This is a genomic window from Mucilaginibacter sp. (assembly GCF_025362475.1).
In the GTDB taxonomy this organism is placed as follows: Bacteria; Bacteroidota; Bacteroidia; order Sphingobacteriales; family Sphingobacteriaceae; genus Mucilaginibacter.
Genome location: NZ_JANYGH010000026.1, coordinates 1 through 12,352 on the forward strand (window position 1 = coordinate 1; position 12,352 = coordinate 12,352).

Sequence of the window (12,352 nt, forward strand, 5' to 3'; positions counted from 1 at the left end):
TCCTCAAATATCTTGTTTATTATAACTGGGAACGACCACATCAGGGCATCAATGGTAAAAAACCTATCGATATGGTCACCCTAAACAACAAATAAAAATACCTGATTCTGTTACCGAATTACTAAACCCTTACAGCAATGAGGGTCGATTTATTTATTTTTAAACAGCCTCTGATGAACCGGGTTTGTTACAGCTCAAACTTTACTAATTTCTGCGGATCAAAGAAATGATTTAAGGGGCCGTGCCCTTGCCCGGTTTTCACATCCCTGCCATGCTCAATAGCCTGTTGGATATATGCTTTGCTTTTAGATATCGACGTAATGAGATCATCTCCTAATGCCAGATATGATGCTATGGCCGATGAAAGGCTGCAGCCTGTTCCATGTGTATTGATGGTATTAATTGCCGATGTTCTGAAAATATGTTGCTCACCCGTTTTATCCAGGTAAACATCACAAAGGTTAGGGCCTTTTAAATGGCCGCCCTTAACCAGCACTGCGTTACAGCCATATTGCATTATTCTTTGTGCTGCTTTCTTCATATCATCAATGGTGTTGATCTCCATTTGTGCCAGTATTGCCGCTTCATCCAGGTTGGGTGTCACGAGTTTTGCAATCGGGAAAAGTTCTTTTTTTAGCGTGGTTACGGTATCGCTTTCTATTAAATGCTGACCGCTGGTTGCTACCATAACAGGGTCGAAAATAATGGGAATATCTAAATAATTCTTTAATACAGAGGCAATGGCAATGGCCAGATCTGTGCTGTGCACCATGCCTATTTTAACGGCTAATGGTTTTAAATCATCCATTACTGCTTTGATTTGTGCTTTTACTACTTCAACCGGAATTGGGTGTGTTCCACTAACCCCTAATGTGTTTTGAATTGTAACGGCAGTAATGGCCGTAGCGCCAAAGCAGCCCAATGCACTTATGGTTTTCAGGTCGGCTTGTATGCCTGCTCCGCCGCCACTGTCAGATCCGGCAATGCTTAGTACTACCGGGTACTTGTATTTACTCATATAAGCTAATGGATTAATTAAATGATGCCGTTTTTTAAACTGTACATTTCACCGTTGTAAACGGGCTTTACTATATGTATGGCTATTTTACTGCGCTGACCGGTTTGGCAGCAGAAGACCAGTTTTTTGTTTTTTGGTAATGATTCAATATGCTCCTTCAGCTCATATAAAGGGATGTTGATACCGCCTATATTATAGTCTTCAAACTCATAGCTTTCGCGTACATCGATAAGGTATATTTCATCCGGAAACTCTATTAGCTGTGCATGAAGTTCATCTATTGTAATTTCGTCATCAACGGGTAGGATAGGAGGATCTACGGCTACGGCTTCAACGCTTTGTTTTTGCTGTTTGGTTATCTTAAAAATATTGGTGGTATTGTTGAGCGAATTTATGGTCATTAATTTACCGGATAAAGTATCTCCGATGTTACAAATGATTTTGATGGCCTCGTTAGCCATATAAGTGCCGATGATGCCCGGTAACACACCCAAAACCCCGATCTCTGCACAATTGGGAACTTCATCCGCTGCTGGTGGTTCAGGAAAAATATCTCTGTAATTGGGTCCATCATTATAATTGAATACAGAAACATGACCTTCAAACTTAAATATGGAACCAAATACCAGCACTTTATTTAAAGCCAGGCAAGTATCATTAATCAGGTACCGTGTTTCAAAATTATCCGATCCATCAATCACCAGGTCATACCCCTCACAAATACTTTCTGCATTCACCAAAGTAAACCGCTCATTAAAAGCGGTTATATTAATATGTGGATTAAGCATCTCCAGCTTTTGTTTAGCGGTGATAGCTTTTGGTTTACCCACGTCGGCTGTTGAATATAATATTTGCCGTTGCAGGTTGGTTAGGTCAACTATATCATCATCCACAATCCCAATCTCGCCCACGCCAACTGCAGCCAGGTATTGTAACACCGGGCATCCCAGGCCCCCTGCACCAATCATCAGCACCTTGGCGCTCTTCAGCTTTTCTTGTCCGGGTAAACCAATTTCGGGGAGTATGATCTGCCTGCTGTACCGTTTTAATTCTTCTCCTGCTAACATCTTTTATAAGGCTAAGCTATTGTCCCAGTCTTTCCAAACCGGCTCATATCCCTGCGCGTTTATCATCCGGGCAATTTGTTGCGGACTGCGTTCATCACTGATCTCGAACTGTTCCAATGATTCCGGCTCAACCGCATAGCCTCCGGGATTGGTTTTAGATCCCGCGCTGATAGCGGTAATACCTAACCTGATGATGTTGTTCCTGAAGTTTGGAGATTCGCGGGTAGAGATGGATAGCTCCACCTCCTCATTAAATATGCGGTAAGCGCATATCAGTTGCACCAGTTCCCTATCGTTCATTTCCACCTTGGGCTCTAACCCGCCGCTAAATGGTCTTAGCCTGGGGAAGGAAAGGCTGTATTTACTTTGCCAGTACTTTTTCTCGAGGTAATTTAAATGCAAGGCCGTAAAAAACGAATCGGTGCGCCAATCTTCTAACCCAATCAACACACCTAAACCCATTTTATGGATGCCGGCCTGCCCCAGGCGGTCAGGAGTTTCAAGCCGGTATTCAAAATTTGATTTTTTCCCTTTAGGGTGATGCTTTTTATAGTCTTCCTGGTGATAGGTTTCCTGGTAAACAAGAACGGTATTTAAGCCATAAGGCGTTAGTTGCTGATAATCTTCCAGATCAAGCGGTTGCACTTCCATTGATATATGTGCAAAATGCGGGCGGATGAGATCAAGTACTTTTTTAAAGTAATCTACATGGACGGTTTGGTTGGCCTCGCCGGTAACCAGCAATATATGCTCATAGCCCATATCTTTGATCGCCGCAACCTCCTGCATAATTTCAATTGGCGAAAGTGTTTTACGCTTTACCTTATTATCAAAACTGAAACCACAATAGGTACAAATATTATTACACTCATTGGAGAGGTAAAGCGGAACATACATTTGTATTACTTTACCAAAACGTTTTAAAGTAAGCTGCTGGCTTATAAGAGCCATTTGTTCCAGGTAAGGAGCTGCTGCCGGCGAGATAAGGGCCTTGAAATCCTCCAATGATCGTTTTTTGGCCGATAAAGCCATTTCTACATCCTGGCTTGTTTTGGCATAGATACTGGCTTTAGTTTCGTTCCAATCAAATGATTTGAAAATATCTGTAAAGTTATTCATCTAAAAAAGAGGTTAAGGGACTGCTTGCTACAGCATGCATTACAGGTAAGGCCAGTTTGGCTTCATAGGCCATTCGCCCGGCTTCCACAGCCATTTTAAATGCTTTAGCCATTTGCACGGGGTTACCGGCAACCGCTATCGCAGTATTCACTAATACGGCATTGGCACCTATTTCCATTGCCCAGGCCGCATCTGATGGCGAACCTATCCCGGCATCAACAATTACGGGTACATTACTTTGGCTAATGATGATCTCTAAAAAATCAATGGTTTTGAGCCCTTTATTACTGCCGATGGGCGAACCTAAGGGCATCACGGCCGAAGTGCCTGCGTCTTCCAGTCTTTTGCATAACACCGGGTCGGCATGAATATAAGGCAAAACTATAAATCCCATTTTCGCCAATCCTTCGGTGGCTTTTAAAGTTTCGATGGGGTCTGGCATTAAATATTTTGGATCGGGGTGGATCTCCAGTTTAATCCAGTTGGTTTCCAGTGCTTCACGTGCAAGTTGAGCCGCAAAAACAGCTTCTTTCGCATTTCTGACTCCCGATGTATTGGGCAGTAAATTAATATGCGGATATTTCAGATGCGTCAACAAGTCATCCTGATCGTTGCTTTTGAAATCCACACGCTTTAGGGCAACCGTTACGAGTTCTGAGCCGGAAGCAAGTAAGGCTTCTTCCATTAATACGGAAGAACTAAACTTGCCCGTTCCTGTAAACAGGCGTGAGTTGAATGTTTTATCGGCTATTTTTAGCATGTTTTTTTATCTACAGTTTTAGATTACCTGGTTTAACAACGTGGTATTTAATTGCTGATAAATTTGTTTTACGGCTTGTTGCTGATTATCGGCAAAAGTGATAGCTCCCGATATGGCAACACCATAAAGACCGGCCTGCATAATAGAGCTTACATCTTCAGCTAAAATTCCGCCTATGGCAATTACCGGAATCCGGATACCAGCATCCTGCATTTGCTGCCTAATGATATGGTAACCCTGCAGGCCTACAATGGGACTTAAGTTTTGTTTGGTAGTAGTAAACCGGTATGGCCCAAGCCCGATATAATCAGCGCCTTCGGCAACTCTTTGTTTGATATGCTGAAAGGTATTGGCAGTGCCGCCGATAATTATTTTTTCGCCCACGATATCCCTGGCCTGGCTAACCGGCATATCCTGTAAGCCCAGGTGTACACCATAAGCGCCGGCCTTTAGTGCAATTTCGGGATAATCATTAACTATCAGTTTAGCACCATATTGATTGCATAATCTGTTAGCTTCTATCGCGTATTCCAGGACCACATCGGCAGGCTGGTTTTTAACTCTTAGCTGTACCCATTTGCATCCCGCCTCCAGCGCCTGTTTAATGGCTGTAAGGTGCGATCCGTTTTTGGGTTGTTGTGATATATAATGTAATTTATCAATCATTGTATTTTATTAAAACAGGTAGTTTTTATTTAATTCCAGGAAACGGGTTAATGATTTTTCCGGTTCATTCCATATTGTTCCTAATACGGCAGCACCATCAAAGTTCATGGCTTTGATTTTTACCAGGTTTGATTTTTCGACCCCGCCTAAAGCAATTACCCGTGGATTTGTATTAGCCTTGTTAAGCTTAAAATCCGCGGGTAACCTGCTTTGGTAACCGGGCTTTGATAAACTGTTAAAAACGGGTCCGTAAAAAACATAATCAAACCCTGTTAATGAAGGCAGTAAAGTAGTATCATGGATAGAAGTACTAAGCTTATAACCCTGATCTGTCTGTACCTGTATTTTTCGTCCGCTGGTTTCCTTCCGGGTTTGTTCTGTATAATGCAGCCTTGTAATTCCGTAATCTGGTGCAATTTTATGAAACTGGTGTAGCGAGATGCGGTCATAAAAAAGCGGTGCTATCCCATTCACCAAATCCCTTACAGTTTTGACATCGCTATCGGGTTTTCTGATATGCAGGTATTTTAAACCCGATTGAAACAGGTGGTTGATGATCATACTTTCATCAGCAACAGCAACCGGGTTTGAAATTACAATCAGCTCCATATTTACAGATAAATTTCGCTTCCCTTTTGTAAAAACTCTTTCGACTTTTCTTCCATCCCTTTTGACAAAACATCACCATCATCCAGCCCGTTCTCTTTAGCATAGTCGCGCACATCCTGTGTAATTTTCATCGAACAGAAATTCGGCCCGCACATGGAGCAGAAATGAGCGATCTTGGCGCCATCGGCAGGCAGGGTTTCATCATGAAATTCCTTTGCCGTATCGGGATCAAGAGAAAGGTTGAACTGATCCTCCCAACGGAACTCGAACCGCGCCTTACTTAAAGCATTATCCCTGTATTGTGCTCCGGGATGTCCTTTGGCCAGGTCGGCAGCATGAGCGGCAATCTTATAGGTGATTACGCCATCCTTTACATCTTTTTTATTTGGAAGGCCCAGGTGTTCTTTAGGGGTAACATAGCAAAGCATAGCTGTACCAAACCAGCCAATCATAGCCGCGCCAATGGCCGAAGTAATATGATCATAGCCCGGTGCAATATCGGTAGTAAGCGGCCCTAAGGTGTAGAATGGCGCTTCGCCACAATGCACCAGTTGCTTATCCATATTTTCTTTGATCATGTGCATAGGAATATGCCCCGGACCTTCTATAATGGTTTGCACATCATGTTTCCAGGCAATTTTGGTTAGTTCACCTAAAGTTTCCAATTCGCCAAATTGCGCTGCATCGTTAGCATCGGCAATACAGCCCGGTCTTAATCCATCGCCTAATGAAAAGGATACGTCATAAGCTTTCATGATCTCGCAGATCTCCTCAAAATGGGTGTACAAAAAGTTTTCCTTATGATGGGCAAGGCACCATTTAGCCATGATGGAGCCGCCGCGCGATACGATGCCCGTAATGCGTTTGGCTGTAAGAGGTACGTAGCGCAACAATACACCTGCATGAATGGTAAAATAATCTACACCCTGCTCGGCCTGTTCAATTAGTGTATCCCTGAACAATTCCCAGGTAAGATCTTCTGCTTTTCCGTTTACTTTTTCCAAAGCCTGGTAAATGGGCACTGTACCAATTGGTACGGGCGAATTACGGATGATCCACTCCCGCGTTTCGTGAATGTTTTTCCCGGTTGATAGGTCCATAATGGTATCTGCACCCCAGCGGCAGGCCCATACTGCTTTTTCTACTTCTTCTTCGATGCTGGAGGTAACTGCGGAGTTGCCAATGTTGGCATTAATCTTCACCAGGAAATTTCGGCCGATGATCATCGGTTCAATCTCGGGATGGTTAATATTTGATGGAATAACAGCCCTCCCCGCCGCTACTTCCTGCCGTACAAACTCTGGCGTGATGTAACCTTTAGGTGTGTTGGCGCCAAAGCTTTGACCCGGATGCTGGTGAGCCATTACCTCATACTGGCCGTTCAACTGTTCCTTCAAAGTGTCAATCCGCTGGTTTTCCCTGATGGCGATATATTCCATTTCGGGCGTAATGATCCCTTTTTTGGCATAATGCATTTGCGATATATTCATTCCCGGTTTAGCACGATAGGGCTTGCTGATATGTCCAAACCTTAAGGCGTCCAGGTTTTTATCATTGGCGCGCTGGTTTCCATAATCTGAGGAAATATCTTCCAGTTGTTCTACATCGCCGCGGTTTATAATCCATTGCTCGCGCAGGCGGGGCAGGCCAAGCTTCACGTCTATTTCGATGTTGGGGTCGGTGTAGGGGCCGCTGGTATCATAAATGGTAACGGGCGCGTTAGGCTCGGTTTCGCCAAAGCGGCCATGCAATTTGGTTTCGCTCAGGCTTACCTCGCGCATAGCTACCTCAATGTCATGAAGCTGCCCTTTTACAAACACTTTACGTGATGATGGGAACGGCGTCCGGCTGATCACTTGTTCTCCTGGAATTTTTTCAGTTTTCATATATGGTTTTTGATGTTTTATCCGCCCTGGGTTGCTTTGATGATGGTGACATGATCACCGGGCTGCAATAGGTAGGTGGCCCAATTACTTTTAGCAATGATTTCCTGGTTCACAGCAATGGCAATGCCCGTAACAGGCTGCAGCGAAACAGTGTTAAACATTTGCTGCAAAGTGCAACTTGCAGATACGGAATAGTTTTGGTGATTTACGGTGATGTCCATTCTGTTTAATTATAAACGATAGGAATGGACCCATGGGGAGGATTGGTAAACAACAACAAGGTTGTTCTACTTTTCCCTTCGGCAGTACTAACTGCATCAGGTTCAAAGGGTATTTCTCAGCACAAGGCACCCCTAAAGTTCTTTGCTAAGTAAGTAAATAATTATCAGATATTAAAACAATGATTTTTAATATGTGTGAAAGGCTGTCGAATGAAGCACATACCTACGCGCTATTGCTTCGTGCCTCGTATGACGTGTTTGTTTCATACTAGGCAATCGGCTCTGTATGCTGGCAACGACTCACCCCGGCTACGCTACGCTGGCCGACCCTCTCTTCGGCTGCGCCGGAAAGAGGGTCAAAAAGTTAATTCTGAATTTCAACTCCCTCTTTCCAACGAAGTTGAAGAGAGGGATGTCAAGCGTAGCGATGACAGGGTGAGTCTTAACCTTGGTTAGTTTACGTCATTTCACCTTCGGAGTTTCGCGAAATTTTATCATTCGCAATGGCAACCTGTTTTTTATTTTTAGACAGCCTCTGAAATAATAAGAGAAACCTAAAATTTTTGAACATTGGACTTTATTAAGAAACATGAAAAAAGGTTTATGACAAAACTTTGTTCCCTTATACTTTTTCTCACTTTATATTTGCGATGGCTATTATTTGCCTCATTTAGTTTCACGGTAAAACATGTTACAACAGCAACAACTTATTGCGGCTTCAAGCCTGGAGTTTTTAAAAACATTAAAACAAAACAACAACCGGGAGTGGTTTAATACGCATAAAGAGGAATTTGCCGAACAGCAATTGTTTATAGCAGCTTTTGCCGATCTGTTGTTAGCTGAGCTGAATGTTCATGATGTGATAGAGACTCCATCGGGCAAAAAAAGTCTTTTTCGTATCTACCGCGATTCGCGTTTCTCCCTCGATAAAACACCTTACAAAACCCATTGGAGCGGGCATTTTACCAGGGCTACCAGCAGGCGCAGGGGCGGTTACTATTTCCACATCGAATTGGGTAACAGCTATGTTGCAGGTGGTTTCAGGAACCCAAATCCGCAGGATCTGAAACGCATTCGCGACGATATAAGTTTTGACGATAAGCCATTGCGGGAGATATTAAATAGCGAGTCATTCCTGGCCACATTTGGATATTTACAAGGCGAACAGTTAAAAACGGCTCCTAAAGGTTTTAACATCAATGATAAGGCGGTAGACCTGTTATGTTACAAACAGTTTATCCTGATCAGGAGATTTTCGGATGAGCAGGTGCTATCCTCATCTTTTTTAAAGGAAGTTGGCGAAACGTTCAGGAACATGCGCCCATTTTTTGATTACATGAGTGACGTTTTAACGGCCGATGTGAACGGAGAGGCCCAGTATTAACCCCATCATTTTATTTTTCTAAAGTGATTTGTGGAGCGTAGCCTGCCCTGAATGCATTGATGGTTGATTTTGGCGTAAGTAACGTTACTGCCGAAGATGATGGCAGGGGCTGGCCTGTTTCATAACCATACGGCGTCCACATAAAAATTTGGTTATGCATCAGTAAGTACGGCTTATTATCGAGTTGTATAAAGGTTCCGTCGGGGAGGTCTTCGCCTCTGGTTTCAAAGGTAACTTTGTTGCCTTGTTTATCAATCCGCTCTGCATGCAGTACCTGGTCAATCTCCCGTATGGATGTTTTTTCGGTAAAGCCATATACAGGGTTGCCTTTGATCCAGCATAATTTAAATCGTTTGTAGTCTTCCCGCCGGCATTCAGCGCAGGGGCGGTGGCCGGCGGCAAAAGCCGTAGCCTCATCTAAAAAGAACAATTCTGTATAAAGGTTGGGTGCCATCACCTGCCTGTGCCAGCCCTTAAATTGCAACAGGCAGGTGATCCAGGCTTGTAATTTAAAGGGCCGCAGGATCTCTTTACCTTTGCCATGCAGCTGACCACGGTTACCCATCCAAGCACCCCGTGCGCTGGTCCTGATGATATTCCCTTGCGGGTCGACCCGATTTTGAAGCATAATTTAAAGATAGGGTTAAACTATTGGGCCGGCAAGGTGTTATCCCATAAAACGATGAGCAGCATTATAGGACATCAATTTTTAGTTGACTTTGGTATGGCCAAAGCAATATTGAATATACAAAGCGAAACTTCCCTAACCTTTACCATCACAGAACATGAGGGTAAACCGGTGAACAAAAGCGAAACTGTTGCTATCAAATTAACGGAACTGAGGCCGCAGCTTTGGCTGCTGACCTGGAAAGAAGTAAACGGGAATACCGTTACCCAAATACAGGACCATGAAAATGGTAAAGTTTATATGAACTGGACCCATCCGGGCGGCAAGTTTATCAATACAACCGCAAGCATCGGGCCGGTTTAAGCCTCATCAGTTTGATTTAAAAAATCAAACTGATGAGGAATGAAGTTCACATCAATCTTCCTGTAAATGTAACGCGGGTTTTATGTTCTGATTTACTCTGAACAGGTTACCGGGATCATATTTTGTTTTGATGGCAGCCAGTTTTTCATAGTTATCGCCGTAAGTTGCTTTAATCCTGTCGTCACCTTCCTCCATCATGAAGTTTACATAGGCGCCGCCTGCAGAATAAGGATGCAGCGCTTCCCAGTAATCCCTTGCCCATTTGGTGATTTTTTCATCATTGGCCGGGTCTGGATCTATACCTGCAATTACCATTGCCCATGTAGCGCCCCGATAATTCCAGGCGGTATCTTTGTTGCTTATCCTGGAAGCCGCGCCATTAATAGGGTAGAGGTGCATGGTTGAAAGTAAGGTAGGCAATTGTGTTCCATACTTTAAATGCTTAGCAATAGCCTCATCGCCTAAATCATTTACAAAATCGGCTTTCCAATACCAGCTTAATCCTGGTGGCATCAGTGCATCAAACATGCTATTCAATGCAGGTACAGGCAATGGGCCTACAAAATCAAGCGCCGGTTTCTTAAAATTGCGTATGGGTTCAAATACCTTTTCGGCCTTTTCCATATCACCGCTATAGCACCAAACCACACCGCACATGTTTTTTTTGTGCAAATGTTCTGGGAATGGAGGGCCCGGAGGCACACACAAAAAGGCGAAGAACCCGTTAAGTTCATCGGGCGCATTTTTAATCAGGTCCTGGTACCATTTTAGCACCTCCTCGGTTTCGCCTGGTTCCCACAGCATGGGGCCGCCATAAATGGTGCTTAAAGGGTGCAGCCTGAATACAAAAGATGTAACTATACCAAAATTGCCGCCGCCACCTCTAAGGGCCCAAAAAAGGTCATCGTTGGTTGTCGCATTTGCCTTTACAAAGCTTCCATCGGCCAATACTACATTGGCTTCAAGCAAATTATCAATGGCAAGGGCATAATGCCGCGTTAAGTGCCCAAGGCCCCCGCCTAAGGTTATACCGCCAATGCCGGTGGTCGAAAAAATTCCACTCGGGGTAGCCAGGCCAAAAGCATGTGTTGCATGGTCAACATCGCCTAAGGTGCAGCCTGTTTCTACCCATGCCGTTTTTGCCGAGGGATCAACATGAATGCCCTTCATTAATGATAAATCAATTACCAGGCCGTTGTCGCAAACACCCAGGCCGCCGCCATTGTGGCCGCCGCTTCGTACAGCGGTGAGCAGCTCATTTTCACGCGCAAATTTTACGGCCGTAATTACATCGGCTACATCAACACATTTGGCTATCAATAAAGGGTGTTTGTCTATCATACCATTATACACTTTGCGTGCAGTATGATAATCGCTGTCATGTGGCTGAATCAGTTTCCCGCGCAGGGATTGCTTCAGTTGTATGATCTTGTCTTCAGATATCATAACTTTCTTTTTTAGTTGATAAAAAAATATTTAAATCGTTAATAGTTTTAACATGAAAATTGGGTTGGGCTCATAATGGTACCCATAGTCTCGGCAAAAATTATCTCTTATTAATTAGTGACCTATAATGTTCCTTTATAGCCGTATATGGGCCATATTTATGCTGATCTTTTGTAAACAGATCATCGGCATATGGGCCAAACGGATAGTCATAAGGTTTGGTAACGAGGTTTGGCCAGTCTGCGCTGATATTTTTAAATGGATGAAATTGTGAATTAACGAAAGCCGCCACATCCCAGGCCTCTTCATTGGTAAGCCGCCTGTTTTGATAATCAACGCCCAAAGGCATGTTGTTTTTTACAAAGCCGGCAAATTTTGAAATGCTGTATATACTGGCGCCTATATTATAGCTATGCGCACCCCAAAGCGGTGGATAAGTATATGATACCCCTGTTGCATTTAAAACTCCTGTGCCATTTTTGCCATGGCAGGTTTGGCATTTGGATATGTATACTATTCGTCCGCCCGCTGTATCCGCTGCCCTGTTTAAAAAGGGCAACTCTTCAATCCCTGATCCGCCGGGCTTTGTGCCTTTTTTTACATTTTTGCCAATCCATTTAAGATAAGCCATAAAGGCTTTCATTTCCCGGCCATTGCTGTCGATCTTTTTACCATTCAGGCTTCGTTCAAAACAGTCTTCAACTTTTTTTACCAATGTTTCAACAGTACCGCTCCTGTCTTTGAATTTAGGATAGTCTGCTGCCGCTATTGAAAAGTTGTTTCCGAAAAGTTTTGTTCCTGCATTAAGATGGCAGTTCTGGCAATTCAATCCATTACTTTTATGGGCAATTATACCTTTTGGGCCAAAATAATAAGAGGTGTTTGTAACAAGCAAACGGCCATATTTTATCAGTTCGGCATTTTTAGCGTTTGTTAGTTCGGTAGTATCAGGAATAATCCACTGCGGATTGGCCAATCCAGCAGTTACAGCGGAAGCTGCGCTGTTGTTTGCGGTGTTATTTTTACCATTTGGCGAACACGCAACAATCACGTTCACCAAGGCTAATGCAATAGTGGCAAATATGCTATTTGAATTATAATGCATAGCTCATTTCACCTGTTAAAATTAAATGATTTAAACACAGGGAGATTTGGCAAGCCGGAGGTTTTAAAGAATAAGCTCTT

At 43.5% G+C, this 12,352-nt stretch carries 13 protein-coding genes and 1 riboswitch; of the genes, 2 read left to right on the plus strand and 11 right to left on the minus strand.

The window, feature by feature from the left end; genetic code table 11:
- Positions 1-187: 187 nt before the first annotated feature.
- Genes thiD through thiS form a run of 8 tightly spaced genes read right to left on the minus strand, consistent with a single transcriptional unit; the run spans position 188 to position 7,346 of the window.
- Positions 188-1,018: a bifunctional hydroxymethylpyrimidine kinase/phosphomethylpyrimidine kinase gene (thiD, locus tag Q0R88_RS10085; RefSeq protein WP_295715663.1), complete on the minus strand. Its 831-nt coding sequence runs from the start codon at positions 1,016-1,018 to the stop codon at positions 188-190.
- Between the two features lie 17 nt (positions 1,019-1,035).
- Positions 1,036-2,085, minus strand: a complete 1,050-nt coding sequence (locus Q0R88_RS10090) for a HesA/MoeB/ThiF family protein (RefSeq protein ID WP_295715665.1) — start codon at positions 2,083-2,085, stop codon at positions 1,036-1,038.
- A 3-nt stretch (positions 2,086-2,088) separates the two neighbouring features.
- Complete coding sequence (gene thiH / locus Q0R88_RS10095) at positions 2,089-3,204, minus strand: 2-iminoacetate synthase ThiH (RefSeq protein WP_295715667.1); 1,116 nt, start codon at positions 3,202-3,204, stop codon at positions 2,089-2,091.
- Positions 3,197-3,964: a thiazole synthase gene (locus Q0R88_RS10100; protein WP_295715669.1), complete on the minus strand. Its 768-nt coding sequence runs from the start codon at positions 3,962-3,964 to the stop codon at positions 3,197-3,199. The genes thiH and Q0R88_RS10100 overlap by 8 nt, the downstream gene beginning before the upstream one ends.
- 18 nt (positions 3,965-3,982) lie before the next feature.
- Entirely contained in the window at positions 3,983-4,630 is a 648-nt protein-coding gene (locus Q0R88_RS10105) for a thiamine phosphate synthase (RefSeq protein WP_295715671.1), read from the minus strand.
- Between the two features lie 9 nt (positions 4,631-4,639).
- The gene (locus Q0R88_RS10110) at positions 4,640-5,239 is read right to left on the minus strand and encodes a thiamine phosphate synthase (protein ID WP_295715673.1); all 600 of its coding nucleotides are present in this window, start codon (positions 5,237-5,239) and stop codon (positions 4,640-4,642) included.
- 2 nt (positions 5,240-5,241) lie between these two features.
- Positions 5,242-7,125, minus strand: a complete 1,884-nt coding sequence (gene thiC / locus Q0R88_RS10115; RefSeq protein WP_295715675.1) for a phosphomethylpyrimidine synthase ThiC — start codon at positions 7,123-7,125, stop codon at positions 5,242-5,244.
- 17 nt (positions 7,126-7,142) lie between these two features.
- A complete protein-coding gene (thiS, locus tag Q0R88_RS10120) occupies positions 7,143-7,346 on the minus strand; it encodes a sulfur carrier protein ThiS (RefSeq protein WP_295715677.1) in 204 nt (67 codons plus the stop codon).
- 56 nt (positions 7,347-7,402) lie between these two features.
- Positions 7,403-7,490: riboswitch (TPP riboswitch) on the minus strand.
- A 544-nt stretch (positions 7,491-8,034) separates the two neighbouring features.
- On the opposite strand from thiS, the gene Q0R88_RS10125 reads away from it, so the two are divergent.
- Positions 8,035-8,730, plus strand: a complete 696-nt coding sequence (locus Q0R88_RS10125) for a DUF2461 domain-containing protein (protein WP_295715679.1) — start codon at positions 8,035-8,037, stop codon at positions 8,728-8,730.
- Between the two features lie 10 nt (positions 8,731-8,740).
- On the opposite strand, the gene Q0R88_RS10130 is transcribed toward Q0R88_RS10125, so the two are convergent.
- Entirely contained in the window at positions 8,741-9,358 is a 618-nt protein-coding gene (locus Q0R88_RS10130; protein WP_295715681.1) for a hypothetical protein, read from the minus strand.
- A 54-nt stretch (positions 9,359-9,412) separates the two neighbouring features.
- Between Q0R88_RS10130 and Q0R88_RS10135 the strand changes: the two genes are divergently transcribed.
- Positions 9,413-9,721: a hypothetical protein gene (locus tag Q0R88_RS10135; RefSeq protein ID WP_295715683.1), complete on the plus strand. Its 309-nt coding sequence runs from the start codon at positions 9,413-9,415 to the stop codon at positions 9,719-9,721.
- A 51-nt stretch (positions 9,722-9,772) separates the two neighbouring features.
- Here the strand turns inward: Q0R88_RS10135 and Q0R88_RS10140 are convergent, their stop codons facing one another.
- Together Q0R88_RS10140 and Q0R88_RS10145 are read right to left on the minus strand one after the other, a co-directional pair.
- The gene (locus tag Q0R88_RS10140; RefSeq protein ID WP_295715685.1) at positions 9,773-11,167 is read right to left on the minus strand and encodes an FAD-binding oxidoreductase; all 1,395 of its coding nucleotides are present in this window, start codon (positions 11,165-11,167) and stop codon (positions 9,773-9,775) included.
- Positions 11,168-11,267: 100 nt separating this feature from the next.
- Positions 11,268-12,272 carry a c-type cytochrome gene (locus Q0R88_RS10145; RefSeq protein ID WP_295715687.1) on the minus strand — a complete coding sequence of 335 codons (1,005 nt, stop codon included), beginning with the start codon at positions 12,270-12,272 and terminating at the stop codon, positions 11,268-11,270.
- Positions 12,273-12,352 lie beyond the last annotated feature (80 nt).

Bases quoted from the DNA above. Each gene is read 5' to 3' on its own strand.
- thiD (WP_295715663.1), bottom strand. From the start codon at position 1,018: ATGAGTAAATACAAGTACCCGGTAGTACTAAGCATTGCCGGATCTGAC.
- Q0R88_RS10090 (WP_295715665.1), bottom strand. From the start codon at position 2,085: ATGTTAGCAGGAGAAGAATTAAAACGGTACAGCAGGCAGATCATACTC.
- thiH (WP_295715667.1), bottom strand. From the start codon at position 3,204: ATGAATAACTTTACAGATATTTTCAAATCATTTGATTGGAACGAAACT.
- Q0R88_RS10100 (WP_295715669.1), bottom strand. From the start codon at position 3,964: ATGCTAAAAATAGCCGATAAAACATTCAACTCACGCCTGTTTACAGGA.
- Q0R88_RS10105 (WP_295715671.1), bottom strand. From the start codon at position 4,630: ATGATTGATAAATTACATTATATATCACAACAACCCAAAAACGGATCG.
- Q0R88_RS10110 (WP_295715673.1), bottom strand. From the start codon at position 5,239: ATGGAGCTGATTGTAATTTCAAACCCGGTTGCTGTTGCTGATGAAAGT.
- thiC (WP_295715675.1), bottom strand. From the start codon at position 7,125: ATGAAAACTGAAAAAATTCCAGGAGAACAAGTGATCAGCCGGACGCCG.
- thiS (WP_295715677.1), bottom strand. From the start codon at position 7,346: ATGGACATCACCGTAAATCACCAAAACTATTCCGTATCTGCAAGTTGC.
- Q0R88_RS10125 (WP_295715679.1), top strand. From the start codon at position 8,035: ATGTTACAACAGCAACAACTTATTGCGGCTTCAAGCCTGGAGTTTTTA.
- Q0R88_RS10130 (WP_295715681.1), bottom strand. From the start codon at position 9,358: ATGCTTCAAAATCGGGTCGACCCGCAAGGGAATATCATCAGGACCAGC.
- Q0R88_RS10135 (WP_295715683.1), top strand. From the start codon at position 9,413: ATGAGCAGCATTATAGGACATCAATTTTTAGTTGACTTTGGTATGGCC.
- Q0R88_RS10140 (WP_295715685.1), bottom strand. From the start codon at position 11,167: ATGATATCTGAAGACAAGATCATACAACTGAAGCAATCCCTGCGCGGG.
- Q0R88_RS10145 (WP_295715687.1), bottom strand. From the start codon at position 12,272: ATGCATTATAATTCAAATAGCATATTTGCCACTATTGCATTAGCCTTG.